Origin of the sequence: Amycolatopsis tolypomycina, assembly GCF_900105945.1 — a bacterium.
Classification (GTDB): Bacteria; Actinomycetota; Actinomycetes; order Mycobacteriales; family Pseudonocardiaceae; genus Amycolatopsis; species Amycolatopsis tolypomycina.
In genome coordinates this window covers 1,007,430-1,033,316 of sequence record NZ_FNSO01000004.1, presented here as the reverse complement: position 1 = coordinate 1,033,316, position 25,887 = coordinate 1,007,430, and the positions used below count along the sequence as shown (strand labels likewise).

The 25,887-nt window shown below is 71.2% G+C and carries 17 protein-coding genes; 6 read left to right on the top strand and 11 right to left on the bottom strand.

What is annotated here, in order from left to right; genetic code table 11:
* Positions 1–6 precede the first annotated feature (6 nt).
* Entirely contained in the window at positions 7–2,310 is a 2,304-nt protein-coding gene (locus tag BLW76_RS15445; protein ID WP_244170174.1) for a VWA domain-containing protein, read from the bottom strand.
* A 111-nt stretch (positions 2,311–2,421) separates the two neighbouring features.
* Here BLW76_RS15445 and BLW76_RS15440 point away from each other — a divergent pair, with 111 nt between their 5' ends.
* Positions 2,422–6,291 carry a P-loop NTPase fold protein gene (locus BLW76_RS15440; RefSeq protein WP_091307663.1) on the top strand — a complete coding sequence of 1,290 codons (3,870 nt, stop codon included), beginning with the start codon at positions 2,422–2,424 and terminating at the stop codon, positions 6,289–6,291.
* A 36-nt stretch (positions 6,292–6,327) separates the two neighbouring features.
* Here BLW76_RS15440 and BLW76_RS15435 read toward each other — a convergent pair whose 3' ends face one another.
* From BLW76_RS15435 to BLW76_RS15425, 3 genes are all read right to left on the bottom strand, one after another.
* On the bottom strand, positions 6,328–10,215 hold the full coding sequence (locus BLW76_RS15435; protein WP_091307660.1) for a vitamin B12-dependent ribonucleotide reductase: 3,888 nt from the start codon (positions 10,213–10,215) through the stop codon (positions 6,328–6,330).
* 30 nt (positions 10,216–10,245) lie between these two features.
* The gene (gene nrdR / locus BLW76_RS15430; protein WP_091307659.1) at positions 10,246–10,740 is read right to left on the bottom strand and encodes a transcriptional regulator NrdR; all 495 of its coding nucleotides are present in this window, start codon (positions 10,738–10,740) and stop codon (positions 10,246–10,248) included.
* A 599-nt stretch (positions 10,741–11,339) separates the two neighbouring features.
* On the bottom strand, positions 11,340–11,795 hold the full coding sequence (locus tag BLW76_RS15425) for a LysM peptidoglycan-binding domain-containing protein (protein ID WP_091307656.1): 456 nt from the start codon (positions 11,793–11,795) through the stop codon (positions 11,340–11,342).
* Between the two features lie 358 nt (positions 11,796–12,153).
* On the opposite strand from BLW76_RS15425, the gene lexA reads away from it, so the two are divergent.
* Entirely contained in the window at positions 12,154–12,813 is a 660-nt protein-coding gene (gene lexA / locus BLW76_RS15420) for a transcriptional repressor LexA (RefSeq protein ID WP_167384977.1), read from the top strand.
* Positions 12,814–13,116: 303 nt separating this feature from the next.
* Here lexA and BLW76_RS15410 read toward each other — a convergent pair whose 3' ends face one another.
* Genes BLW76_RS15410 through BLW76_RS15400 form a run of 3 tightly spaced genes read right to left on the bottom strand, consistent with a single transcriptional unit; the run spans position 13,117 to position 16,165 of the window.
* Positions 13,117–14,124 carry an esterase-like activity of phytase family protein gene (locus BLW76_RS15410; RefSeq protein ID WP_091307652.1) on the bottom strand — a complete coding sequence of 336 codons (1,008 nt, stop codon included), beginning with the start codon at positions 14,122–14,124 and terminating at the stop codon, positions 13,117–13,119.
* A 52-nt stretch (positions 14,125–14,176) separates the two neighbouring features.
* Positions 14,177–15,619 (bottom strand): GTPase HflX, encoded by a 1,443-nt coding sequence (hflX, locus tag BLW76_RS15405; protein WP_091307650.1) that lies wholly within the window; start codon positions 15,617–15,619, stop codon positions 14,177–14,179.
* A gap of 42 nt (positions 15,620–15,661) precedes the next feature.
* Positions 15,662–16,165, bottom strand: coding sequence for an ArsR/SmtB family transcription factor (locus BLW76_RS15400; protein ID WP_091319423.1), 504 nt, complete (start codon positions 16,163–16,165; stop codon positions 15,662–15,664).
* A 62-nt stretch (positions 16,166–16,227) separates the two neighbouring features.
* Here BLW76_RS15400 and BLW76_RS15395 point away from each other — a divergent pair, with 62 nt between their 5' ends.
* Together BLW76_RS15395 and valS are read left to right on the top strand one after the other, a co-directional pair.
* Positions 16,228–17,481 (top strand): MFS transporter, encoded by a 1,254-nt coding sequence (locus BLW76_RS15395; protein ID WP_091307648.1) that lies wholly within the window; start codon positions 16,228–16,230, stop codon positions 17,479–17,481.
* Between the two features lie 9 nt (positions 17,482–17,490).
* Positions 17,491–20,004 carry a valine--tRNA ligase gene (valS, locus tag BLW76_RS15390; protein WP_091307645.1) on the top strand — a complete coding sequence of 838 codons (2,514 nt, stop codon included), beginning with the start codon at positions 17,491–17,493 and terminating at the stop codon, positions 20,002–20,004.
* Between the two features lie 19 nt (positions 20,005–20,023).
* On the opposite strand, the gene dapF is transcribed toward valS, so the two are convergent.
* On the bottom strand, positions 20,024–20,851 hold the full coding sequence (gene dapF / locus BLW76_RS15385; protein ID WP_091307642.1) for a diaminopimelate epimerase: 828 nt from the start codon (positions 20,849–20,851) through the stop codon (positions 20,024–20,026).
* Positions 20,852–20,861: 10 nt separating this feature from the next.
* Positions 20,862–21,764 (bottom strand): tRNA (adenosine(37)-N6)-dimethylallyltransferase MiaA, encoded by a 903-nt coding sequence (miaA, locus tag BLW76_RS15380; RefSeq protein ID WP_167384614.1) that lies wholly within the window; start codon positions 21,762–21,764, stop codon positions 20,862–20,864.
* 219 nt (positions 21,765–21,983) lie between these two features.
* On the opposite strand from miaA, the gene BLW76_RS15375 reads away from it, so the two are divergent.
* Together BLW76_RS15375 and BLW76_RS15370 are read left to right on the top strand one after the other, a co-directional pair.
* Positions 21,984–23,297 (top strand): DUF349 domain-containing protein, encoded by a 1,314-nt coding sequence (locus tag BLW76_RS15375; protein WP_091307637.1) that lies wholly within the window; start codon positions 21,984–21,986, stop codon positions 23,295–23,297.
* Positions 23,298–23,452: 155 nt separating this feature from the next.
* Positions 23,453–23,890, top strand: coding sequence for a hypothetical protein (locus BLW76_RS15370; protein WP_091307635.1), 438 nt, complete (start codon positions 23,453–23,455; stop codon positions 23,888–23,890).
* An 18-nt stretch (positions 23,891–23,908) separates the two neighbouring features.
* Here the strand turns inward: BLW76_RS15370 and BLW76_RS15365 are convergent, their stop codons facing one another.
* Complete coding sequence (locus tag BLW76_RS15365; protein ID WP_091307633.1) at positions 23,909–24,382, bottom strand: Rv2732c family membrane protein; 474 nt, start codon at positions 24,380–24,382, stop codon at positions 23,909–23,911.
* Positions 24,379–25,872, bottom strand: coding sequence for a tRNA (N6-isopentenyl adenosine(37)-C2)-methylthiotransferase MiaB (gene miaB, locus BLW76_RS15360; protein ID WP_091307631.1), 1,494 nt, complete (start codon positions 25,870–25,872; stop codon positions 24,379–24,381). Before miaB ends, BLW76_RS15365 begins: the two co-directional genes overlap by 4 nt.
* Positions 25,873–25,887: the final 15 nt, after the last annotated feature.

Below are 25,887 nucleotides of genomic sequence, written 5' to 3'. Positions count from 1 at the left end.
AGTTCGTCAGAGCAGCGGGTCATGCGCGACCGGCCGCGTGGCGTCCGGGTCCGGGTAGTCCTCGGCGACCGTCGCCGGACCGGCCGGGTAGACCGCCGTCGGCGTGTCCGCGCCGCTCGCCGTGGGCGTGACGACCAGCGTCAGGCCTTCGTCCACTTCGACCTCTTCGCCGAGCTGGATCGACCGGGTCTCCCCGTAGGGCGTCTTGATCTTGAGCCCGGCCCGCGACCGGGTGAGCAGGTAGGCCGCCGGGTCACCGGGACGGGCGTGGTCGAGCACCGGGACCTGCGCGTCGATCGCGACGGTGAACCGGAAAGCTTTCGCGCGCCGGGATTCGGTGTCCAGGTAGGTCCGCCGGCCGTGCCGGATCGCCTGCACCGTCAGCCCCTTCACCTCCTGGGTCCGCCGGCGCGAGACCGCGAGGGCGATGACGGCCACCCCGGCGAGCAGGACCACTCCGGCGATGATCGGCACCCACGGGAACGGTGGCGGGTAACCGACGGCGAACTTGAACGGCTTCTCGTGGAAGACCTGCGAGGGGTTCGCGTCGTCGACGATCCGCACCGTGCCGGAGGTGAGCCCGATCGGGCTCTGCGGGCCGACCACGAGCTGGAACGGGAACACGCTCGTGCCCGGGTCCACCTCGTGCACCGGGTCGGGCACGGTGATCGTCGCCCCGCTGTCGGCACGCACCTCGACGCGTAGCCGGCGCCGTTGCCCCGAGTTGTTGGTGACGCTCACCTGGGCCGCCGTGGACCCGCCCGGCGCGATCATCGTGGCCAGTGTGGGCAGGGACGCGGTGGCCAGCACCTGGGGCACGCCGGGCGCGGTCCGGACGGTGGCGACCGCGTCGGCCGCGCTGATCCCCAGCCCGGTGACCTGGCCGCGGAAGGTCGCCTGACCGGGCACGTCGGCCGGGATCGTCGTCCGCCCGGTGTAGGTGCCGTCCACGGCGGCATCCGGGTCCTGACCGTCGTCGCGGACGTTCACCGGCCGCGCCGGCAGCTTGTCCCCGGCGAGCTGCACGCCGAAGCTCAACCCCTGCAACAGCTTCGGATCGGTGACCGCCTTGCCGCCGCGCAGCAGCACCTGCAGTGACACCGTCACCTGCTGCCCCACCGCGGGTGACGGCGGGTCGATCAGCAGGGCGGCCTGCGCCGCACCCTGCCAGGTCACGGTGGTCAGGACGTCCTGGGGCGGCACACCGGCCGGCGAGGTCAGGCGGACCCGCCAGTCCCCCGGCACGGGGTCGACGATGTGCAGCACCTCGACCCCGCCGCTCTCACCGCTCACCGAGAACTTGCCGCTCGCGTTCTGGCCCGACTTGGGCACCGGCTTGCCTTCCGGGTCCGTGTAGTCGACGACGACCCGGCCATCGTGTTTGACGACCACGATGGACCCGTCGGTGGCAATGGCCGGGACCGTGACCGGCACCTCGAGGTTCCCTCCCGACCCCAGTTCGTTCTTCGCGACCGGGCCGACGCCGGCACACCGCCCCGAACTGAAGGAGCGCAGCAACGCCTCGGCGACATCCGCCGAGCCCGACACCACCGTGGCCTGCGGCGTCGGCGCCTGCGGCCCGCAGGAACTCTGGAACCCGCCCCGCGCGAATTCGTCCAGCGCGTTTTTGTCGACTTTCCCGAAGCCCAGCGGCCAGATCTGGACGTGGTGCTCCCTGGCGGCAGCCAGATTCTGACGAATCACTTCGTGAGCTGCGTCATTGCGCTGTTGCGCGGTCTTGCCGACGCCGTAACGCGGGCTGTCACTGACGTCGAGGACACCGTCGGTGAGCAGGAAGATCAATTTCGGCCCGTCGTCAGAAGAGCCGTTGCCAAGATAACTCATGGCCTGTTTGAGCGCTTCCGCGTGATCTGTTCCCGCACCTTCGGCCGTCGTGCGTTTGCGCAGATCACGGACACATTGGGAAATGCGCTCCCGCTCGGCCGGGCCGGCCATCACCAGCGGCGGGCAAACGACGTCCACCGGCGGTTTGGTGCCGCTGTCACTGGCGAACCCGACGACCGAGACCGTCGAGCGGGCGGACAGGTCCGCCTGCGCGATCAAGCTGGCCGCGTCCTGCTCCCGGACCATGTCCTCGGCGCTGATGCTGCCCGATTCGTCGACCAGAAGCACGATCTGCGCGGGCTTCACCTCCACCTCCGGCGCCGCCGCGGAGCCCTGGCGGCTCGCCGGGGAAGCCGCATCGGCAAAACCACCCGAAAGGATGAGCAACAGTCCGCAGAACAGGACAGTCACCGCGTCCCGCGTCTTCTTTTCCATGCCGACCCGGCCGATCAAGGGGTCCTCCACCGTGGCTGGTTCATCCGGCTGATCCGGTTCACCCACCCAAGTCGACGCTCTTGCACGGGCCGTTACGGGAAAGTGCGACAATCCGAGATCACGATTCACCCGGATACGCCGATGTCACGACGGCCGGACATCCGAAACAAATCCCGGCGACCGGCCGATAGTGTGGCCATGCTCAGCCCAGGAACCAGAACCTCGACCGATATCAGGGCGCTCGCCGCCACGGCGGACGGTCGGCTTTTCGTGACCGGCGCGGACGACGGCACGATCCGGTTGTGGGGCACCGACCCGTTCCGCCGGCGGGACTCGACGTTCGTCCACCCCGGCGGCACGCTGGCGCTGTCCATGGTGGAGAGCGCCGGGCTCGTCTTCAGCGCCGGCGCCGACGGGCGGGTGTTCCGGTCCCAGTTCGCGGAGGACACCTGGACGAGCAGCACCGAACTGCCCGAAATCCGCGGGTCAGGTCCGATCCGCGCGCTCCACATCGCGGGAGACCACCTGCTGAGCGGCGGTGAGGACGGCCGGATCAGGATCTGCGACTTCGACGGTGTCCTCGTCGCCGACGCCGAGACCGGGATCGAGATCCACACCGCCGTGTTCCTGGCCGACGACGCCCGGGCCGTCGTCGCCGGGACGCGTGACCGCGACGCGGTGGCTCAGGTGTGGGACCTGAGCGGTCGGACACCGAAACAACTCGGCCCGCAACTGCTCCTCGCCCAGGGCGGCACGTTCCGGTGCCTGCTCCCCGTACCCGGCGGTCAGGCGCTCGTGGGCGGCGACGGCGGCCGGATCGCGCTCTGGAACCCGGAGACGGGAGAGCTCGACATCATCCGTTCGGTGCCGGGTGACGTCGTGCACGCGCTCGCGGCGTCCGGGGCCAGCCGGTTCGTCTCCGGCAGCAACGACGGCATGCTCCGGAGCTGGCACCTCGGCAACCGCACCGTCCCGACCGAGGAGATCCTGGTCGCCGAGGACGGCGCCGGAGTTTTCGCGCTCGCGGTGCCCGAAGCCGCCGGCAAACCGGTGACCATCGTGGCCGGCGGCCAGGGGATGCTCGACCAGTTCACCGGGGACGGCTACGGCGACCGCCGTCGGAAGCGGCCGTTCGTGGGGCACACGGCGGCGGTCCGGGCGATCGTCGCCGACGAGAAGTACGACTTCGTGGTGACCGGGAGCGCGGACCACTCCGTCCGGGTGTGGACCGCAACGGGTGAGCAGGAGCTCGTCTTCGAGGGGCACGACGCGCCGGTGTCGGCCGTCAGCACGTGGCCCGGCGACCGGGCGCTGATCGTCTCCGGGAGCGAGGACGGAACGGTTATCGTCTGGGACAAGTACCAACGGGCACCGGTGGACCGGAAGCTGCCGCTCGTGCACGGGGCGAAGGTGTGGGCCGTCGCCGTGAGCCCCGACGGCAAACGCGTCTTCTCGGCCGGGAACGACGGCCGGATCAAGGTGTGGAGCGCATCCACCTGGGACCCGATCGGCCCTCCGTGGGAGGTCACGACCAAGGCCGTGTCGGCGATCGCCTTGTCCGGCAACGGCAAGGCGGCCGTCGTCGGCGACGATTCCGGCCACGTCACCTTCCGGGACCTCAGCCGGGGCGTGCGCACCGAGCGGGGCTTCCAGCAGGTCGCCGTCGAGGGTGGGCAGGTCCGCTCGGTCGCCGTCGACTTCGACGGGCACGTCGCCGTGGTCGGCGGGAACGACGGCGCCATCACCGTGTGGGAGCTCCCCTCCGGGCGGCGGCTGCTGGATCCGGTGCCCACCGGGCACCGCGACGTGCGGAAGGTGCTGCTGTCCCGGGACGGCAAGTCGATCATCTCCTGCGGCGCCGACGGTGCCGTCGAGCGGCGCAGCGTGACGACCGGTGAGCTGCTGGGCCAGGTGCAGTCCGACTTCGTCGACGCCGTCGAGACGATCGCCCTGATGCCGGACGGGGAGCTGGTCGTGGCCGGCGGCAGCCGCGGCGAGCTGGAACTCGTGCGGACCATCGACACCACCCGCGACGAAGAGGCGGAGCAGGGCGGTGTCACCGCGCTCGGCCGCCGGCCGCACCCCTTCCTGACCAGTGACGCGCCGACGGCCCAGGACGCCGTCGGCACCACCGACGACGTCCGCGCGATCGCCGAGCTGATCGCCGCCGAGCACACCCGTGCGCCACTGTCGGTCGCGCTGCTGGGCGACTGGGGATCCGGGAAGTCGAGCCTGATCCTGCAGATCAAGAACTACGTGCACGATCTCACCCACCGCGACGACTCGTTCTTCGTGCGCGAAGTACGTCAGGTGCGCTTCAACGCTTGGCACTACAGCGACGACCACCTCTGGACCGGGCTCATCGAGCAGCTGCTGGCCGCGCTCCGGCAGCACCCCGACGACGACGCCGACCTCCGCACCCGCCGTCCCCCTTCCGATACCGACCTGGCCGCGAGCAGGCGCGCCCACGAAAGCCGGGATGGCCTGCTGCGGTTGCACCAGAGCCTGGCCCGGGAACTCGACGCGGCCGAGTCCGCGGGCACCGGGCTGCCCCCAGCGGGGCCGATCAGGCGCGCGGCGTACCTCAGCCGGGCCGTGGGCCGGATCCTCAAGTTCCACGCCGACCCCGCCACCCCGGCGCCCACCGAACAGGTACGCAAGATCCGCAAGCAGCTCCGCGGCCGCCGCTGGGGAACGGCCGCCTGGACGCTGTCACTCGCCGCGACGGCGGCCGCCGCCTGGTTCCTGGTGAGGCAGTGGCTGCCGGATGGCTACGGATGGGCGGCGTCGCTGGTGGCCGGCGGGATCGGCGTGGCCGGCGAACTCAAGATCGCGCTGCCGTGGCTCTCCAGGCAGAACGACCGGCTCGCCGAGGAACTCGGCAAGAAGAAGAAACGCCTCCAGGACCGGATCGACGAGGAGACCCGGCACCTGAAGGAGGTGGACCCGGTCTTCCGGATGAACGAACTGGTCACCGAACTGTCGGAGCCGGACCGGTACGCGCACTTCCGCGGGCTCACCGGGTTCGTCCACCAGGACCTGCGGCGGTTGGCCGACGCCGTCGAGAAGGCCGAAGCCGGCGGCTCGTCGGGCACGACCCCGGTGGTCCGGCGCATCGTCGTCTACATCGACGATCTGGATCGGTGTCCGCCTGCCCGCGTCACCGACGTCTTGCAGGCGGTGAACCTGCTGATGTCGATCCCGATGTTCTTCGTCGTGGTCGCGGTGGACCCGCCGTCGCTCTTCCGCGCCCTCAAGGCCGCGCGCCCGAACGCGGCGTCGGAAACCCCGGAAGAACGGCAGATCCTCGACTTCGGCTTGCTGGACAAGGTGTTCAACGTCGTGTTCGCCTTGCGCCCGCTGGGTGCCCGGGCACCTCAGTTCCTCCGGCGGCTGCTGCACGACATCGCGGCGGACGCCGAGGAGGAAACCACGGCACTGGTGGCCGCCGAGCCGGCAGAGGTACCCGGGACGCGGGTCACCGCGCCGGAAGGGCCGATGCCGGGCACTCCGGGCCGCCTGTTGTCGCTCACCGCGCCTCGGCCAGGGCCACCGCCCGGCCGGCTGTTGCGGATCGGCACGGCCGAGCTCGCGCTGCTCTCGTCGCTCGCCATGGCGCTCCCGGGCGCACGCGCGGTCAAGAAGCTCACCAACATCTACCGGCTCGTGCTCGTCGGCGAATACGCGCGCCGAGCGGAGTTCGTCCGGGCCGAGTACCAGGTCGCCGCGGTGCTCGCGACCGGGCTCGTCCGCTCGCCCGGCGAGTTCGCGGCCTTGATCACCTGCCTGGCGGAGGCCCGCACCTGCGACCACGACCGCGACTGCCGCCAGGACGTCGTCGAAACGTTGCGCGCGGCCGGCCCCGGCTGCGCCAAGCTGGCCACCGCACTGGCGAGCCTGATCGGCGAACACGTGACGGTGGCCGGCCGCTGTACTGCGCTCTACCACGCGTGGTCGCTGAAGATCGCCCGGTACGGCTTCGAGACCTACGCGCACTACATCTCCGGCTGAACCGGGCGCCGACCGCCCGGTTCAGCCGGAAACTCCTCAGCTGCAGCCGGATGTGGCGCCGCAGCCTTCGCAGGCGTAGCACGAACCTGCCGGGCGCATCTTGGTTCCGCACGTCATGCACAACGGGGCGTCCGCTGCCTTGCCGAGGCGGAGCTCCATCAGCTCCGTTGTCGTCTGGGCTTCGCGGTGGGGGTGCTCCGGGGCGTCCGCGTGCGGCTCGGGTGAGGCGTCCACTGTGGACTGCAGGGCCTCCAGGTCGACGCCCGGGTTGCCGTACGTCGCCTCTACTTCGGCCGATCGCTCGTCGGCGGAGAGGATGCCCAGCTGGGAGCGCTTGTCGTACGGGAGGTAGTCCAGGGCCAGCCTGCGGAACAGGTAGTCCATCACGCTCGTCGCGATGCGGATGTCCGGGTCGTCCGTCATGCCCGCCGGCTCGAAGCGGAGGTTGGAGAACTTCGAGACGTAGAACTCGAGCGGGATGCCGTGCTGGAGGCCGACCGAGATCGACATCGAGAACGCGTCCATCACGCCCGCCAGGGTCGAGCCCTGCTTGCCCAGCTTGACGAAGATCTCGCCGAGGCCGTCGTCCGGGTACGAGCCCGCCGTCAGGTAGCCCTCCGCGCCGCCGACCGTGAACGACACCGTCTGGCTCGGGCGCTTCTTCGGCAGGCGCTTGCGGACCGGGCGGTACTCGACGACCTTCTCCGGCTCGGCGGCGGCGGTCTCCGCGGTCTTCTTGGCCGTCGACAGCGGCTGGCCGACCTTGCAGTTGTCGCGGTAGATCGCGAGCGCCTTGAGGCCGAGTTTCCAGCCCTGGAAGTAGATCTCCTCGACCTCTTCGACCGTCGCCGACTCCGGCATGTTGACCGTCTTGGAGATCGCGCCGGACAGGAACGGCTGCACCGCGGCCATCATCCGGACGTGCCCCATCGGCGCGATCGACCGCTCGCCGACCGCGCAGTCGAACACCTCGTAGTGCTCGGGACGCAGCCCCGGCGCGTCGACGACGTGGCCGTGCTGCGCCACGTACTCGACGATCGCCTCGACCTGCTCGGCCGGGTAGCCCAGCGCCTCCAGCGCGCGCGGCACCGTCTGGTTGACGATCTGCATCGAGCCGCCGCCGACGAGCTTCTTGAACTTCACCAGCGAGAAGTCCGGCTCGATGCCGGTGGTGTCGCAGTCCATCATGAAGCCGATGGTGCCGGTGGGCGCGAGCACCGACGCCTGCGCGTTGCGCCAGCCGTGCTTCGCCCCGATCTCGATGCCCTTCTGCCACTCCTCCGTCGCGAGCGCGCGGACCGCGGCGTCGTTGGAGTGGTAGGTGCGGACCAGCTCGTTCGCCGCCGCGTGCTTGCGCATCACGCGCTGGTGGGCTTCGGCGTTGCGCGCGTAGCCCTCGTACGCGCCGACGACCTGGGCCATCTCGGCCGAACGCCGGTACGACACGCCCGTCATCAGCGACGTGATCGCCGCCGCGAGCGCGCGGCCGCCGTCGGAGTCGTACGCGTGGCCCAGCGCCATCAGCAGCGCGCCGAGGTTGGCGTAGCCGATGCCGAGCTGGCGGAACTTCCGCGTGGTGTCGGCGATCGGCTCGGTCGGGAAGTCGGCGAAGCAGATCGAGACGTCCATCGCCGTGATGACGAACTCGACGGCGCGGGCGAACAGCGGCGCGTCGAAGGTGCCCTGCGGGGTGACGAACTTCAGCAGGTTGAGCGACGCCAGGTTGCAGCTGGAGTTGTCGAGGTGCATGTACTCACTGCACGGGTTCGACGCGGTGATCCGGCCCGACTCCGGGCAGGTGTGCCAGTCGTTGATCGTGCCGTCGTACTGGATGCCGGGGTCGGCGCACTCCCACGCGGCCTGCGCCATCGTGCGGAACAGCTTCTTCGCGTCGGTGCGGTCGATGACCTCGCCGGTGAGCCGGGCGCGCAGGCCGAAGTCGGTGCCGTTCTCGACCGCCTGCATGAACTCGTCGGACACGCGGACCGAGTTGTTCGCGTTCTGGTACTGCACCGAGGAGATGTCCGCGCCGGAGAGGTCCATGTCGAACCCGGCGTCGCGGAGGACCTTGATCTTCTCCTCTTCGCGCGCCTTGGTCTGGATGAACTCCTCGATGTCCGGGTGATCGACGTCGAGGACGACCATCTTCGCCGCGCGCCGGGTGGCGCCGCCGGACTTGATGGTGCCCGCGGACGCGTCGGCGCCGCGCATGAACGAGACCGGGCCGGACGCGGTGCCGCCGGAGGTGAGCAGTTCCTTCGAGGAGCGGATGCGGGAGAGGTTGAGCCCGGCGCCGGAGCCGCCCTTGAAGATCAGGCCCTCTTCGCGGTACCAGTTGAGGATCGACTCCATGGTGTCGTCGACGGCGAGGATGAAACAGTTGTGGACGCGGAGGTTTCCGGACAGGTACTCCCCGGATTCCGTCTGGATGTCGTAGACCGGCATCTCGCCGCGGCTCTCGATCGCGGCGATCTCCAGCCGCTTCCGCTCGTGGGCGGGCAGGCCGGGCTTTTCGAAGGACGCCTCGAGCTTCGCTGTCTTCACCGGATCGATGAAGCCGATCTCGTCCGCGAAGATCCGCCGGTCGCCGGCGTTCTGGATCCGGAGACCCCAGAGGTCGTGCCGGTTCGGACGGCTCTCCTTCTTGCGGCCGACGCGAGCGAAGATGCCGAACCGGGCCAGCAACTGCTGGAGGCCACGGACGAGGTCTTCGCCGATCATGTCCAGCGCGACCAAGGTGGATCGTTCCCGCGCGGAGACGTAGCCCTCGGCCTGGAAGATGCTTCGCAGATACGCGGCCACGACCGGAAGCGGCGCCGTGTAAAGGTGCTCCGGTACCGCCATCTCGGTTCCCCGGGCGCGCAGGCCCCAGGTCTCGACGAAGTTCTCGAGAACATTGCCGTAAAGCCGGGTACGGCGGCAGTCGAGCGTTTCGTCCTGGGTTTCGACGGCGCGTTCGTGGCGGTGGACATCCGGGAAGACGCGGTCGAGCGCGTCACGCACCCACGCCAGTTCGGCGTCGTTCACTGTCATGGCTTCGATGGTGAGCGAGCGATTCGTTCCCTGGTACTGGCCGACGAAGCCGTCCGACTGCAACCAGCCCGCGAGCGCGGCTTCGGCGATGTCGGTTTCCCGGATCTCTTCCTCGCCGAACGCGCTGCGGCGGTGCCATTCGAGCTGGTCTCCGACCCGCAGCTCGCCGGCGGGCACGAACTTCCCGCCGCCCGCACTCGCACGCCACACGAGGTGGTCGGCCGTGACGTCGAGGACGTGGCCGGACTTCGTCGTGACCCGCAGGACTTCTTTGATCCCGTTCGCCTTGGTGGCGACGACCTTGGTCAGCCCGTGCGCGTCGTAGACCTTGGCACCCACGGCGTTCAGCTCGACGAAGCGGCCGATCGGCACGGCACCGCCGGGCGTGCTCACCAGGGCGTCGTACGGCTGGCAGGCGCTGACCTGCTGCTTTGACGGCGTGCCGACGTTGAACCAGACCGGGGAGTTGAAGCTGAAGACCTGGTGCAGCAGCATCCAGGTGAGCTCGTGCTCGAAGATCTCGAGGTCCTGCGGCGTGGCGAAGTAGCCGTGGTCGCGCGCGGCCTTGACGTACGTGTGCACGACCCGGTCGATGAGCTGCTTGAGGCTGCGCTCGCGCTGCGGGCTGCCGACGGCGCCGCGGAAGTACTTGCTGGTGACGATGTTGGTGGCGTTGACCGACCAGAACTCGGGGAACTCGACGCCGCGCTGCTCGAAGTTGACCGAGCCGTCGCGCCAGTTGGTCATGACGACGTCCCGCTGCTCCCAGGTGACCTGGTCGTACGGGTGCTGCCCCTCGGTCGTGAAGACGCGCTGCACGCTCAGCCCGCCGGCGGCCTTGCTCTTCTTGCCGGCGGCCGCGCGGGCCCCCGTTCCCACGGTTTCCGTCATCGGTTGAACCCTCTCCCGCAGCGGGACGGCTCAGTCGCCGTCTTCGCGCTGATCGCTGTCCTTCTGGGCAGCAGCACCCGCCATGGCCTCACGGAGGTCGGCGATCTCCTTCTCGAAGTCTTCGACCGAGGAGAAGGAGCGGTAGACACTGGCGAACCGGAGGTAGGCGACCCCGTCGAGCTCACGCAGCGGGCCCAGGATGGCCAGGCCGACCTCGTGACTCGGGATCTCCGCCAGCCCGGCGGAGCGGATCGACTCCTCCACGCGCTGCGCGAGCTGCTGCAGCGCGTCGTCGTCGACCGGCCTGCCCTGGCAGGCGCGGCGGACGCCGCTCACCACCTTGTCCCGGCTGAACTGTTCGGTGACCCCGGACCGCTTGACGACGGCGAGCACCATCGTCTCCGACGTCGTGAACCGCCGCCCGCACGACGCGCACGAGCGCCGCCTGCGGATCGCCTGGCCTTCATCCACCTCTCGGGAGTCGACGACCCGAGAGTCCGCATGCCGGCAGAACGGGCACCGCATCCGCCGATCACCTTCCCCTCCAAGTCGGCCGCCCCGGTCGACGCCCCCGCGGCCACCACGCAACCCCTGCGCACCTGGTGATCGTTTTGTGGACATCCGGTGGGTAAAAGCCGACCAGCTGTGGACAACTGCTGCCCAGTCTACCCCAACCTGTGGACCAACTACAGCGGTGTAACTACTACATATAGCGGGCGAGCGTAGAACCCGGCGGGAGTGTGCGCAAGCGACACGACGGCTCCCACCTCGCCCGGGTGAGGTCGGCTCGGCACGTTCGGAGAAGCCGCGACGGCGGTGGCGAGGCGGTCGCGGGGCGCGCGCCCAGGTCGGGGCGGGGTTGGTCTGTTCGGGTGGCGCGACGGGGCGCCTCGGAACGGGTGCGCGGGCGGTTCCGGTGGGCACAGGTTTCACTGGGGCGGGTGATCTTGCGGCGGGGTTCGCGGAGCCGGGCGGGCTCGTGCGGACTGCGGCGTCATGAATGAGTCATTCACTGCACCAGCGTCAGCCCTCCCGCAGCCGAGCCGTCACCTCGGCATTGCCCACCTCGACTGGACCCACGGGAAAGCGGCCTCGCCGGAACCCGCCCCCGGCCGGGACAGGGATCACGGCCCCGAAACCGGGACCGTCAGCGGCAGGCCGGGCACCAAAGCCGCGCCGTCGAGGCGGTTCAGCTCCTTGATCCGGGCCACCACGGCACCCGCCTCGCTCTCCGGGGCGAACCGCGCAGCCAGCGATGCGAGCGTGTCGCCCTGCTCGACCGACACCGTCGCCGTGCGGTCCGGGACCGGGGCGCCCGATACCCCGCCGCCGAAGAGGCCCAGGCCGGTCACCACCAGGCAGCTTCCGACGGCGAGCGCCACCAGCCACGGCCACCGCACCGACACCCTCCGCGGGGCCGCGCAGGGCGCGCCGGCCGCCCGGCGGCCGGCCACGACCCGTGCGCGTGTCGGCGGGCGGTGCACCTCGCCGCGGCGTCCGCGCAGGAGGCGCACCGGCCGGAGGGGCGCCGGGACCGGGGTCGCCGGGCGCACGTGCCCGCGTTCGGCCAGAATGGACATCCGAACCTCCTCGAAACCCTGGTGTCCGCCCGTTTCCCGGACCGGGAGCGGCCCGTGGATCAAGGTCGAACAGGCGTTCTATCGAACGCTCGTGCGAAGGTCTACCACCTACCACCGACAAAATCGAGCGGACACGGCGTGTCGATCGAACAGATGTTTGAAATCGTCGTGCCCGGGGGCTAACGTCGGTGACCAGGGCATCTGCCGGGCAGATGCCGCCGGCGAGGCTGCCCGCACCCGCGGGCGGCGGCCGGCGCGCAATACGTGCAGCGAACGTCTGGGAGGCGACGCAGTGGCGAAGGAGAACAAGGCGGGCAGGACCAGCGGGTCCCCCGGCGGCTCGGGCAAGGTGCACGCCATGCCCGAGGTGTACGACGTGGACGAGACCCTCACCGTCCGCCAGCAGCAGGTGCTCGACGTGATCCGCACGTGGGTGAGCCGGTTCGGCTACCCGCCGAGCGTCCGCGAAATCGGCGAGGCGGTCGGGCTGACGTCGACGTCGTCGGTCTCGCACCAGCTGCGCGCGCTGCAGCGCAAGGGCTACCTGCGCCGGGACGCGAACCGCCCGCGCGCGGTCGGCGTGCTCGCGGCGACCGACGACAACCCCATGGGCATCGAGATGGACCAGCAGCCGGTCATGCCGAAGGCGGCGTACGTGCCGCTGGTCGGCCGGATCGCCGCCGGCGGCCCGGTGCTCGCCGAGCAGGCCATCGAGGACGTCTTCCCGCTGCCGCGGGAGATCGTCGGCGAGGGCGAGCTGTTCCTGCTGAAGGTCACCGGCGATTCGATGGTCGACGCGGCCATCACCGACGGCGACTGGGTGGTGGTCCGGCAGCAGCCGGACGCGGACAACGGCGAGATCGTCGCGGCGATGATCGACGGCGAGGCCACGGTCAAGACGTTCAAGCGCAAGGGCGGCCACATCTGGCTGATGCCGCACAACGAGGCCTACGAGCCGATCCCCGGCGACGACGCCACGGTGCTCGGCAAGGTCGTCGCGGTCCTGCGCCGCCTTTAAGAGGGCGATCCCGGCTTTCGCACGGCCCGGGAGAACCACCTGATCGGATGATCTTCGGCTGTGGGGAGCCGAAGGTCAGCGGCGGGCGCGGCGACGCAGCTTGCTGAAGCCGAACCAGCCCAAACCGACCACCGCGAGCGTGATCCCGGCGGCAGGCAGGACGGGGAGCCCGGCTCCGTCCGCTGCCGAGCCGGACGACGCGCTCGTTCCGGTCGAGGTCGTTCCCTCCGCCGGTGCGCCGGACTGCGCGGCCAATGCCGCCGCGCCCCGCACCGTGCGGAGGGGTCCGGTGGCGGCGCGCGCTCAGCCTCGGCGGCGGCGCAGCCTGCTGAACCCGAACCAGCCCAGGCCCACCACCGCCACCGCGATACCCGCCGCCGGCAGCACCGGCACTCCCCCGCCGTCCGGCGAGCCGCCGCCACCGCCGGCGCTCGTGGCCGAAGTTCCGTCCGACGTGGGCGCCGCCGAAGCGGCCAATGCCGCCGCGCCCCGCACCGTGCGGAGGGGCTGGCCGACGCCTTCGCTTCCCGAAATCAGCGTCCCGTCGGGGTCGAACGCGATCGCCTCGCCCTGCTTCTCCCCCGGCAACGGGATCCGCACGGGATTGCGCTGCAACGCGGCCAGGACGTCGCCGTCCGGCGCCGCGTACACGTACGCGTCCGTGTACGTCCGCAACGCCACCGCGCTGCCGTCCGGCATCGAAGCGCCGCCCGTCACCAGGACCGAGCCGATCGAGCCGACCGGGCCGCCCTGGGTGTCCGTCGTCGCGATCTTCACCGTGCCGACCTTCTCCATGGTGGTCGGTCCCGGGCTCGTCAGCGGCCCCGAAGGCCGGTAGACGCGGGCCTCGCCGAGGATGTCCTTGGTGATCAGGTACGGCGTGCCCGCCTTGTCCATGATCAGCGCTTCGGTGTCGTGCTGGCCGTCCGGGTACGTGAGCCGGCGCAGCGTGACCTTGCCCTCGGGGCTCATCTCCAGCAGGGCGACCGTCAGCCGGCCCTTCTGGTTGTCGCCGGTGTCGGACAGCCAGAGCCGGCCGTCGGGTGTGCGGGCCAGGTCTTCGACGTCGAACGGATCCGTGCGATCCGTCAGGACCTTCTGGACCTTGCAGTCCCGGCCCAGCACGAACACCTGGACCTTGCTGCCGCCGTCGTTGATCGCGTACAGCCTGGACCCGTCGGAGACCAGGCCGGACAGCTCGCCGATGCGCGAGTCCTTCATCGTGCACAGCGGCTCCGGAGCCGGAGCCGCCCAGGCGGGAACCGCCCCGCCCAGCACGGCCATGAAGACAAACGCGACAACCCAGCGCACCCAGCCACCTCCGTAGTGTGCGGTCACTCCGACCGCACACTACGGAGACGTGTCAGGCCCTGGTCGAGTTGGTCTCGTACTCGCGCAAGGTCGCCGCGAGGTCCGGGCGGACCCGCACCAGCAGGCGCGTGCCCTCCTCGGCGTGCTCCTCTTCGAGGACCTCGCCGTCCGCGTGCGCCCGCGCGACCAGCTCGCCGCGCGAGTAGGGCACAAGGACCTCGACCGTGACCTCCGGCCGCGGCAGGCGGTCGGCGATCACCTCGACGAGCTCCGGGATGCCCGCCCCGGTCCGGGCCGAGACCTGCACCGACCCGGCCAGCGCGTGGCGCAGGCGGGCCAGGCTGACCTCGTCGGACGCGTCGGTCTTGTTGATCACCAGCAGCTCCGGCGGGAGCGGCTCCTTGCGCTTGCGCGTGATCTCGCCGAGCACCTCGCGCACCGCGCTGACCTGCTCTTCGGGTGCCGGGTCGGACCCGTCCACCACGTGCACGAGCAGGTCGGCGTCGGCGGCCTCCTCGAGCGTCGAGCGGAACGCGTCCACCAGCTGGTGCGGCAGGTGCCGCACGAACCCGACGGTGTCGGTCAGCGTGTAGCCGCGGCCGTCCGGCGTCGACGCGCGCCGGGTGGTCGGGTCGAGGGTGGCGAACAGCGCGTCCTCCACCAGCACCCCGGCCCCGGTCAGCGCGTTGAGCAGGCTCGACTTGCCGGCGTTGGTGTAGCCGACGATCGCCACGCTGGGCACCTCGTTGGCCAGCCGCCGCCCGCGCTTGGTCTCGCGGATGGTGTCCATGGCCGCGATCTCCCGGCGCAGCTTCGCCACGCGCTTGTTGATCCGCCGCCGGTCGGTCTCGAGCTTGGTCTCACCGGGACCGCGCAGGCCGACGCCGCCGTTCGCGCCGCCGGCGCGGCCACCGGCCTGCCGGGACAGCGACGCACCCCACCCGCGCAGCCGCGGGATCAGGTACTGCAGCTGGGCCAGCTCGACCTGCGCCTTGCCCTCCTTGGACCGGGCGTGCTGGGCGAAGATGTCGAGGATCAGCGCGGTCCGGTCGATGACCTTGACCTTGACCTTCTCCTCGAGCTGCCGCAGCTGGCCCGGCGAGAGCTCGCCATCGCAGATCACGGTGTCGGCGCCGGTGGAACCGACGATGTCGCGCAGCTCCCGTACCTTGCCCGAGCCGATGTAGGTGGCCGGGTCCGGCTTGGTCCGCCGCTGGATGAGGCCTTCGAGGACCTCCGAGCCCGCCGTCTCGGCCAGGCGCGCCAGCTCGGCCAGCGACGCCTCGGACTGCAGGGCCGTGCCCTCGGTCCACACGCCGACCAGCACGACGCGCTCGAGCCGCAGTTGCCGGTACTCGACCTCGGTGACGTCGTCCAGCTCCGTGGACAGTCCCCTGACCCGGCGCAGCGACGCGCGGTCTTCGAGCTCCATCTCGCCGGTCGACGGGTCGTACAGGTCGTCGTCGTGGTCTTCGGTGTGTGTCAGTTCTGTCATCGTGCCTCCATGTTCCCACGATTCGCCGCGGGAACCGAACTATTACGTGCTGGGATAGGTGGCGAGGTAGATCGCGGTGCGCTCGGCGCCGGGACGGCGGGGGCGCGCGCGGAACTCCTCGAGCAGGGCGTTGAGCCGGGTTTCCAGCTCCGCCCGCTCCTCGGGGGCCACCTGGACGACGAGGCGTGTCTGGTGCACGCCGTCGAAACCGGTCTCGGCGATCTCGGCGAGATACGCCTCGAGCATCGCCTGGTCCAAGCCCTTGTCACCGCATGAGTCGAGTGTCCACGAAAGCCCGGTCGAAAGATACGGAATTTCCCGGGCGCCCCGGGCTCCGCGGCGCGGGGGCTGCGCGGCGAGGAAGCCGGTGTCGACGAGCTTGCGCACGTGGTGCAGCGTCGTCGCGGGGTCCCGGCCCAGCCTTTCGGCGAGTTCCTTGTTCGTCAGCGCCTCCGAGAAAGTCAACCGGATGATGCGCAGCCGTATTCCGGAGGCCAGCGCGGCGGCCTCGGCTTCGGTCGCGGGGCGTCGTTTCCCATCAGGCACGCGCACAGCCTAGAGCGAACAGTGATTGACACTTTCCAATCACTCCCGGCACACTCGGGACCATGCACAGGGGGTCACTGTTCCGCCACGCCGACTTCCGGCGGCTCTTCGCCGGCGATGCGGCCAGCCAGTTCGGCACCACCGTCGGGTACACCGCCATCCCGCTCCTCGCCGCGGTGACCCTCGCCGCGACGCCGTTCGAGATGGGCCTGCTGACCGCGGCGCAGACACTCGCGTTCCTGCTGATCGGGCTGCCCGCGGGCGTGTGGGTGGACCGGCTGCGGCGCCGCCGGGTCATGCTCGCCGCCGACTTCGTCCGCTTCGCGCTGCTGCTGAGCGTGCCGCTCGCCTGGTGGGCGGGGGTGCTGACGCTCGCCCAGCTGATGGTGGTCGTGCTGCTCGTGGGTGTGGCGACGGTGTTCTTCGACGTCGCCTACCAGTCGTACCTGCCCTCGCTCGTCGGCCGGGAGCACCTCCTGGAGGGCAACGCGAAGCTGCAGGCCGTCCAGTCGGTCGCGCAGATCGCCGGGCCGAGCGGCGCGGGTGTGCTGGTCCAGCTGATCAGCGCGGCGAACACGGTGCTCGTCACCGCCTTCGGCTACTTGACGTCGGCGCTGTGCCTGCTGCGGATCCGCGCGGTCGAGCCGGAGCCGGAGCGGACCGGGCACGAGCGGCTGCTGCCGCAGATCGCCGAGGGCCTGCGGTTCGTCTTCTCCGACAAGCCGCTACGCGCCACCGTGGCGTGCACGGCGACGGCGAATTTCTTCGGGGGCGCCTTCGTCGCGGTCGAAGTGCTGTTCCTGACGCGCACGGTCGGCCTGCCCCCGGCGGCGGTCGGCGTCATGCTGGCCGTGGGCGGTGCGGGCGGGATCGTGGGCGCGCTCTGTTCCGGCGCGGTCACGCGGCGGATCGGGCACGCCCGCGCGATCTGGCTGATCCCCCTGCTCACCTGGCCCGCGCACCTGCTGGCCCCGCTGGCCGCGCCGGACTGGCGGCTCGGCCTGGCCGGATTCGGCACCGCCTTCGGCGGATTCGGGATCGTCATCTACAACGTCGCTTCGGTCTCCTACCGGCAGGCGATCTGCCCGGACCGGCTGCTCGGCCGGATGAACGCCAGCGCGCGATTCGTGGTCTGGGGCACGTTGCCGCTCGGTGGGCTGCTCGGCGGTGCGCTCGGCGAAGGGCTCGGGCTCCGTGGGGCCGCGTGGGTCGCGGTGGCCGGGGAAGCGGCCGCGGCGCTGTGGGTCGTCTGCTCCCCGTTGCGGCACATGCGCGACCTGCCCACCGAAGCGAAAACCGGTTCTCCCGCCGCCTAGAGTTGGTTCATGAGTACCCCATACGAGCGCCCACGAGTCCCGGACAAGGTCGGTGTCGACGGTCTGGAGGCCAAGTGGGTACCCGTATGGGAGTCCACCGGCGCCTACCGCTTCGACCGCACCAAGACCCGGGACGAGATCTACTCGATCGACACTCCCCCGCCGACGGTCAGCGGGTCGCTGCACATCGGGCACGTCTTCTCCTACACCCACACCGACGTCCTCGCGCGGTTCCAGCGGATGCGCGGGCGCGAGGTCTTCTACCCGATGGGCTGGGACGACAACGGCCTGCCGACCGAACGCCGGGTGCAGAACCACTTCGGCGTCCGCTGTGAGCCGTCGCTGCCCTACGACCCGGACTTCCGGCCGCCGGAGAAGCCGGGCAAGGACGTCGTCGCGATCTCGCGGCGCAACTTCGTCGAGCTGTGCGAAACCCTCACCGAGACCGACGAAAAGGTCTTCGAGCAGCTGTGGCGGCAGCTCGGGCTGTCGGTCGACTGGACGATGACCTACCAGACGATCGGGCACGACTCGCGGCTGATCTCGCAGCGCGCGTTCCTGCGGAACCTCGAACGCGGCGAGGCCTACCAGGCCGAAGCGCCGACGCTGTGGGACGTCAGCTTCCGCACCGCCGTCGCCCAGGCCGAGCTGGAGGACCGCGAGCGCCCGGGCGCGTTCCACGACCTGGCGTTCACCGGGCCGGACGGCGAAGACGTCGTGATCGCGACGACCCGGCCGGAGCTGCTGCCCGCGTGCGTCGCGCTGGTGGCGCACCCGGACGACGAACGCTTCAAGCCGCTGTTCGGGAAGACCGTGCGGACCCCGGTGTTCGGCGTCGAGGTGCCCGTGGTGGCGCACCACCTCGCCGATCCCGAAAAGGGCCGCGGCATCGCGATGGTGTGCACGTTCGGCGACACGACCGATGTCACGTGGTGGCGGGAGCTGCGGCTGGCGACGCGGGTGGTGCTGGGCCGCGACGGCCGCTTCCTGCCCGAGGCGCCGTCCGGGGTGTCTTCCGACGCCTACGCGCCGCTGGTCGGCAAGACCGTCCACACGGGACGCGAGATCATGGTGCGCCTGCTGCGCGAAGCCGGGGCCCTGCGGGGGGAACCGCGGCCGATCACGCACTCGGTGAAGTTCTACGAAAAGGGCGACAAGCCCCTGGAAATCGTCGCGAGCCGGCAGTGGTACCTGCGCAACGGCGGAACCGACGCGGCGTTCCGGGAGAAGATGCTCGCCCGGGGCGAAGAGCTGAACTGGGTGCCGAAGCACATGCGCGTCCGGTACTCCTCGTGGGTTGAAAACCTGGCCGGCGACTGGCTGGTCAGCCGCCAGCGGTTCTTCGGCGTGCCGATCCCGCTGTGGTACCGGCTCGACGACCACGGCGAGCCCGACTACGCCGCGCGGCTGCTCCCGGACACCCTGCCGGTCGACCCGAGCAGCGACGTCCCGCCGGGCTTCACGCCGGAGCAGCGGGGTGTCCCGGGCGGGTTCGCCGCCGATCCCGACGTGATGGACACGTGGGCGACGTCGTCGCTGACGCCGCAGATCGTCGGCCGGTGGAGCGTCGACGACGACCTGTTCGCGCGCGTGTTCCCGATGGACCTGCGGCCGCAGGCGCACGAGATCATCCGCACCTGGCTGTTCTCGACGGCGGTGCGCGCGGAGCTGGAGCACGGCGTGCTGCCGTGGCGGGAGGCGTCGATCGCGGGCTGGGTGCTCGACCCGGACCGCAAGAAGATGTCGAAGTCCATCGGCAACGTGATCACTCCGGTGGACCTGCTGGAGCGCTTCGGCTCGGACGCGGTCCGGTACTGGGCGGCGAGCGCGCGGCCCGGCGTCGACACGGCGGTGGACGAGGGCCAGATGAAGGTCGGCCGCCGGCTGGCGACGAAGCTGCTCAACGCGAGCCGGTTCGTGCTCGGCCTGGGCGTGCCGATGCCCGGTGCGGTGGCCACCGAGCCGCTGGACCGGGCGCTGCTGGCGTCGCTGGCGGTCGTGGTCGAGCAGGCGACCGCGGCGTTGGAGGCCTCGGACTACGCCCGGGCACTGCAGGCCACCGAGACCTTCTTCTGGACCTTCTGCGACGACTACGTCGAGCTGGTGAAGGGCCGAGCCTACGGTGACCGCGGTCCCGACGCGGCCCAGTCCGCGCGGGCGGCGCTCGTGACGGCGCTCTCGGACCTGCTGCGGCTGTTCGCGCCGTTCCTGCCGTTCGCGACCGAAGAGGTGTGGTCGTGGTGGCGTCCCGGGTCCGTGCACCGGGCGGCGTGGCCCGCTCCGGCCGCCGTCGACGGTGACCCGGAGCTGCTGGCGCTGGCGAGCCAGGTGATCGCCGCGGTCCGCCGGGCGAAGACGGACGCGAAGGTGTCGATGCGCACCGCGGTGGAAAGCCTGACGGTGACCGGGCCGGCGGAGGTGCTGGCGCGGTTCGGGCGGATCGAGCCCGACATCCGCATCGCGGGTGCGATCGGTGCGGTGGAAACGCGCGAAGGCGAGTTCGCGGTCGAGGCCAAGGTCTGACGCCGGTGGGCCGCCCCGGTCACGAACCGGCGGCGGCCCACCAGGCTTCGTCGATCTCGCCGCGCGCCACGATCTCCGCGGGCCCGGACAGCGTCGACGCGCCGCGGGACACCGTCACCTCGACCCGGCCACCCGGGATGTCCACAGTGGAGCTTCCGGTGTCGGTGCCCGCCAGGTGGAACGCGGCCGCCACCGCGGCGACCGTGCCGGTGCCGCAGGCCCGCGTCTCCCCCACCCCGCGCTCGTGGACGCGCATCCGCAGCGCGCCCTCGCCGAGGCGGTTGATGAACTCGAGGTTCACGCCGTGCGGGAACACGTCGTGGTCGAAGTCGGGTTGCTCACGCAGGTCGAGCCCGGCCACGTCGTCGTCGAGCACCGACACCAGGTGCGGGTTGCCGACGTCGACCGCCACGCCGGAGAACGGACGGCCCGCCACCACCGTGACCGACGTCCCGGTGATCGTCGCCGGTCCCATGTGGACGGTCACCGAGCGGTCCGGGTGCACCACCACCGGACGGTCGCCGGCGCGGGTGCCGACGACGAACTCGCCCTCGGTCGCCAGGCCCGCTTCCACGAGGTAGCGGGCGAACACGCGCACGCCGTTGCCGCACATCTCCGCGATCGACCCGTCGGCGTTGCGGTAGTCCATGAACCACTCGCCCGCGGACGGCGCGTCGAGCGCGGCGGCCCGCACCACGCGCAGCACGCCGTCGGCGCCGAGGCCGCGGCGGCGGTCGCACAGCGCGGCCACCCTGGCCTCGGTCAGCTCGAGGCGGGCCGCCGGATCGGGGAGCAGCACGAAGTCGTTCTGCGTGCCGTGCCCCTTGAGGAACTCGATTCCGCCCATGGGGGCAAGATTACCGGCCCAGGGTATCCAGGACGCGCGCGGCCAGCCCCGGATCGGCGCCGTCGAACCAGTGGATCCGCTGGTCGCGCCGGAACCAGGAGCGTTGCTTGCGGACGAAGCGCCGGGTGGCCTGCGCCGTCGCCGCGGCGGCCGCGTCGAAGTCGCCGTCGCCGTCCAGCTCGGCGAGCACCTGCTGGTAGCCGAGCGCCCGCGACGCCGTCTTCCCCTCGCGCAGGCCCCGCTTCTCCAGTTCCCGCACCTCGTCGACCAGCCCGGCCTCGAACATCCGCACCACGCGTTCGTTCACGCGCTCGTCGAGCTCCTCGGGCGCGCGGTCGACACCGATGACGACCGTGCCGTAGCGGGCGGGCCCCGGCGCGGGCAGGTTCGCCGAGAACGGCTCGCCGGTGATCTCGATGACCTCGAGGGCACGCACGATCCGGCGGGTGTTGGTCGGCAGGATCTTCGCGGCGGCGACCGGGTCGCGCTCACCCAGGCGGGTGTACAACGCCGGGGTGCCGAGCTGCTCGGCCTCGGCGTCGAGCCGGGCCCGGACGGCCGGGTCGGTGCCGGGGAACCGCAGGTCGTCGAGCACGGCCTGGACGTAGAGGCCGGACCCGCCGGCCAGCACCGGCACCCTGCCGTCGGCCAGCAGCCGCTCGATCTCGGCCCGCGCGTGCCGCTGGTAGGCCGCGACGGACGCCGTCTCGGTCACGTCCAGCACGTCGAGCAGGTGGTGCGGGACGCCGCGGCGCTCGGCCTCGGTGGCCTTGGCGGTGCCGATGTCCATGCCCCGGTAGAGCTGCATCGCGTCGGCGTTGACGACTTCGCCGCCGAGTTCGCGGGCCAGGTCCACGGCCAGTGCGGTCTTGCCGGTGGCCGTCGGGCCGACCACCGCGACGGGGCTGTTCACGGCGGCTGACGATACCTGCGGGCCGACACGCAGCGTCCACCGGAAGTAGGATCACGAGCTTCGAGTGGCCCATCCAGTACCACGGTGCGCGCTGAGCTGCTTGAATGCCGCCTAAGGGACGTAGCATCCGAGCACGGCCCGTGACGACCGCATTACCCGGCCCCGCCCGAACGGCGGGGCGCCCGCGCGAGCGGGCGTACAGGCGATAAGGAGCCTGCGATGGCCCAGGAGAACACTTCCACCGGTACCCCGGCCCCGCACCCGGTGCCGCACGCGCTGCACGCCGGGCACGCCGCCCCGCCCGTGCCGCCCGCCGAACCCACCCCGTCCACCTGGGGCCGGATCGACGAGGAGGGCACCGTCTACGTCGTCACCGCCGAGGGCGAGCGCGCGGTCGGCGTCTGGCAGGCCGGCAGCCCCGACGAGGGGCTGGTGCACTACGCGCGTCGCTTCGACGACGTGCGCACCGAGGTCGAGCTGCTGGAGACCCGGCTGGTGTCCGGGGCCGGCGACCCGAAGCACGCGCTGTCGAGCGCCACCCAGATCCGCGACGGCCTTGCCGAGGCGGCCGTGGTCGGCGACCTGGCCGCGCTCGCCGCGCGGCTGGAGTACGTCATCGCGCACGCCGAGAAGGCCCTGACCGCCGCGAAGGCGGAGCGCGAGGAAGCACGCGCGGCCGCCGTCGCCCGCAAGCAGGCGCTGGCCGAGGAGGCCGAGAAGATCGCGGCGGACTCGACCCAGTGGAAGGCGGCAGGCGACCGGCTGCGCGCGATCCTGGACGAGTGGAAGACGGTCAAGGGCGTCGACCGCAAGACCGACGACGAGCTGTGGAAGCGGTTCTCGAAGGCCCGCGAGGCGTTCAACCGCCGCCGCGGCTCGCACTTCGCCGAGCTGGACAAGCAGCGCGCGTCGGCCAAGCAGCGCAAGGAAGAGCTCATCGCCGAGGCCGAGGCCATCAGCGAGTCGGAGGACTGGGGCGAGACGGCTGGTCGCTACAAGGACCTGATGACGGAGTGGAAGGCGGCGGGCCGGGCGCCGAAGGACAGCGACGAGGCCCTGTGGCAGCGCTTCCGGGCGGCCCAGGACAAGTTCTTCGCCCGCCGGTCGGCGGTGTTCTCCGAGCGTGACGCGGAGTTCGGCGCGAACGCGGCCCGCAAGGAGGAGCTGCTGGTCGAGGCGGAGAAGATCGACGCGGCGGCCAACCTGGAGGCGGCGAAGAGCGCGCTGCGGCGCATCCAGGAGCAGTGGGACGAGATCGGCAAGGTCCCCCGCGAACGGATCCGCGAGCTGGACGGCAGGCTGAAGGCGGTCCAGGACGCGGTCAAGGCCGCGGAGGACTCCCGGTGGCGGAAGACGGACCCGGAGGCCCAGGCCCGGGCGGCGCAGTTCCGCGAGCGGGTGGAGCAGTTCGAGTCCCAGGCCGCGAAGGCGCGGGCCGCCGGCGACGAGCGGCGCGCGAAGAAGGCCGACGAGCAGGCCGCGCAGTGGCGTGAGTGGCTGCAGGCCGCCGAGGCGGCGGTCGCGGACCGCTGAGCCCGACCACGTCGTGAGTGGTGAGGCGCGTCAGAACACGCCTTACCACTCACGACGGGCCGGGTGGTCGACGTGTCACCCGAAGCGGGGTCGCGCGTTCCCTGACCGGGGGCCACCGCGCGCCTTCCGGCACTGCCGGTGCTCCACTGTCGAGCATGATCAGCACACCCCGCAAAATCCTGACAGCTCTGGCGCTCAGCGTCGCTCTCGCCGGACTTGCGCCCGCGCTCGCCGCCCCTGCCGGGGCCGCCCCGCTCTCCTCGGCCGTCGAAGCCGGCAAGGGGAAGGTGAAGGTCGACGGGAAGCTCGCCAAGGACCACGTCAAGGTCAACGAGAAGGTCGACCTCAAGGGCAACCTGAAGGTGCTCGACCCCGCCCGCTCCGACACGGCCCTCGAGGCCGTCATCGTGCAGCAGCTGCAGGCCGGGGCCTGGGTGAACATCGCCGACACGACCTGCCGGCCCAACGGCGGCTTCTCGCTCAGCCTCAGCTTCAGCCTGAGCGCCACCGTCTCGCTGCGGCTCTACCACCCCGAGACGACGTTGTACGCCGCCGCCTATTCGGCCGGCACGCTCACCCTGCGCGTCGGCTGAACCCGGTCCCCACCGGCCTCAAGACCGCGAAAAGGCCGTGCGCATCCACGAGGCCGCCAGGCAGATCATCGCGATCCAGGCGATGATCATGCCGATGCCGGGCCCGCCGCCCGCGGAACCGGGGGCGTGCGACGACTGCTGCGACCAGATCGCCAGCAGCCCGTCGACGGAGGCGAACCAGCCGCCCGCGGCGCAGACCCAGGCCAGCCACCAGCGGCGGGTCACCAGCGCCAAGGCCGAGGCCAGGATGCCGACGCCGGTCGACGTCGCCGCGAACAGCTGCGGGATGCCGCCGCCCTCGCCGGCCAGGACCTGCCAGCCCGCGTGGGCGCCGACCCACGGCAGGATCAGGCAGATCAGCAGCACGAACGTGAACACCGCGATGGTGAACCCGCGGCGGCCCAGCTCCACCGTGCGGGACGCCCGCGTGCCCGCTTCGTCGATCTCGGCCGCCAGCTCGGCCAGCTCGCCGTTGCCCCGGGACTCGGTCACAGTGCGCACCCACTCACCGGTTCGGGCTGGGCGGCCGGGGCACCGAAGCCCGGCAAGCCCAGCGTGACGCCGCTCGTCTTCGGCCGCAGCCCGGCCTCCGCGTTGTCGCCGGCGCGCGTCCGCCGGTGGGCCAGCAGGTCGCCGTCGGCCACCAGGTGGTGCGGCGCGCCGTAGGTGACGACCGTCTCGACGACGTCACCGGGCCGGACGGCGCGGTCGACGTGGGCGCCGGTCGGCGCGAAGTGGACCAGGCGCCCGTCGCGGGCGCGGCCGCTCATCCGGTGCGTCTCGGCGTCCTTGCGGCCCTCGCCCGCGGCGACGAGCAGCTCGACGCGGCGGCCGACGATCTTCTTGTTCTCTTCCCACGAGATCGCGTTCTGGAGCTCGACCAGGCGTTCGTAGCGCTCCTGCACGACCTCCTTCGGCAGCTGGCCCTCCATCGTCGCGGCCGGCGTGCCGGGGCGCTTCGAGTACTGGAAGGTGAACGCGCTCGAGAAGCGGGCCTGCGCCACGACGTCCAGGGTGGCCTGGAAGTCCTCCTCGGTCTCGCCGGGGAAGCCGACGATGATGTCGGTGGTGATGGCCGCGTCCGGCATGGCCGCGCGGACCTCGTCGAGGATGTTCAGGAAGCGCGCCGAGCGGTAGGACCGCTTCATCTCGCGCAGCACCCGGTCGGACCCGGACTGCAGCGGCATGTGCAGCTGGTGGCAGACGTTCGGGGTCGCGGCCATGGCGTCGATGACGTCGGAGGTGAACGCCGCCGGGTGCGGCGAGGTGAACCGGACGCGCTCGAGGCCGTCGATCGTGCCGCACGCGCGCAGCAGCTTGCCGAACGCCAGCCTGTCGCCGAATTCGACGCCGTAGGAGTTGACGTTCTGGCCGAGCAGCGTGACTTCGAGCACGCCCTCGGCGACGAGCGCCTCGACCTCGGCGAGGATCTCGCCGGGCCGCCGGTCGCGTTCCTTGCCGCGCAGGGCGGGGACGATGCAGAAGGTGCAGGTGTTGTTGCACCCGACCGAAACGGACACCCAGCTCGCGTAGGACGATTCGCGCCGCGCGGGCAGCGTCGAGGGGAACGTCTCGAGCGATTCGAGGATCTCGACCTCGGCCTCGGCGTTGTGCCGGGCACGCTCGAGCAGCGTGGGCAGCGCCCCGATGTTGTGGGTGCCGAACACGACGTCGACCCACGGCGCCCGCTTGACGATCTCCCCGCGGTCCTTCTGCGCGAGACACCCGCCGACGGCGATCTGCAGGCCGGGGTTCGCGACCTTGTCGGGGCGCAGGTGCCCGAGCGTGCCGTACAGCTTGTTGTCCGCGTTTTCCCGCACGGCGCAGGTGTTGAACACGATCAGGTCGGGCCTGTCCCCGGCGGCGGCCGGGACGTAGCCGGCGTCCTCGAGCTGCCCGGCGAGCCGCTCGGAGTCGTGCACGTTCATCTGGCAGCCGAAGGTGCGGATCTGGTACGCCCTGGGTGCCTGCTTCTCGGTCATCGGCTTCCAGAGTAG

What these genes read in the sequence shown, in the direction of transcription:
- BLW76_RS15440 (WP_091307663.1), top strand. Translation starts at nt 2,422, where the DNA reads ATGTCACGACGGCCGGACATCCGAAACAAATCCCGGCGACCGGCCGAT.
- BLW76_RS15435 (WP_091307660.1), bottom strand. Translation starts at nt 10,215, where the DNA reads ATGACGGAAACCGTGGGAACGGGGGCCCGCGCGGCCGCCGGCAAGAAG.
- nrdR (WP_091307659.1), bottom strand. Translation starts at nt 10,740, where the DNA reads ATGCGGTGCCCGTTCTGCCGGCATGCGGACTCTCGGGTCGTCGACTCC.
- BLW76_RS15425 (WP_091307656.1), bottom strand. Translation starts at nt 11,795, where the DNA reads ATGTCCATTCTGGCCGAACGCGGGCACGTGCGCCCGGCGACCCCGGTC.
- lexA (WP_167384977.1), top strand. Translation starts at nt 12,154, where the DNA reads ATGCCCGAGGTGTACGACGTGGACGAGACCCTCACCGTCCGCCAGCAG.
- hflX (WP_091307650.1), bottom strand. Translation starts at nt 15,619, where the DNA reads ATGACAGAACTGACACACACCGAAGACCACGACGACGACCTGTACGAC.
- BLW76_RS15395 (WP_091307648.1), top strand. Translation starts at nt 16,228, where the DNA reads ATGCACAGGGGGTCACTGTTCCGCCACGCCGACTTCCGGCGGCTCTTC.
- valS (WP_091307645.1), top strand. Translation starts at nt 17,491, where the DNA reads ATGAGTACCCCATACGAGCGCCCACGAGTCCCGGACAAGGTCGGTGTC.
- dapF (WP_091307642.1), bottom strand. Translation starts at nt 20,851, where the DNA reads ATGGGCGGAATCGAGTTCCTCAAGGGGCACGGCACGCAGAACGACTTC.
- BLW76_RS15375 (WP_091307637.1), top strand. Translation starts at nt 21,984, where the DNA reads ATGGCCCAGGAGAACACTTCCACCGGTACCCCGGCCCCGCACCCGGTG.
- BLW76_RS15370 (WP_091307635.1), top strand. Translation starts at nt 23,453, where the DNA reads ATGATCAGCACACCCCGCAAAATCCTGACAGCTCTGGCGCTCAGCGTC.
- miaB (WP_091307631.1), bottom strand. Translation starts at nt 25,872, where the DNA reads ATGACCGAGAAGCAGGCACCCAGGGCGTACCAGATCCGCACCTTCGGC.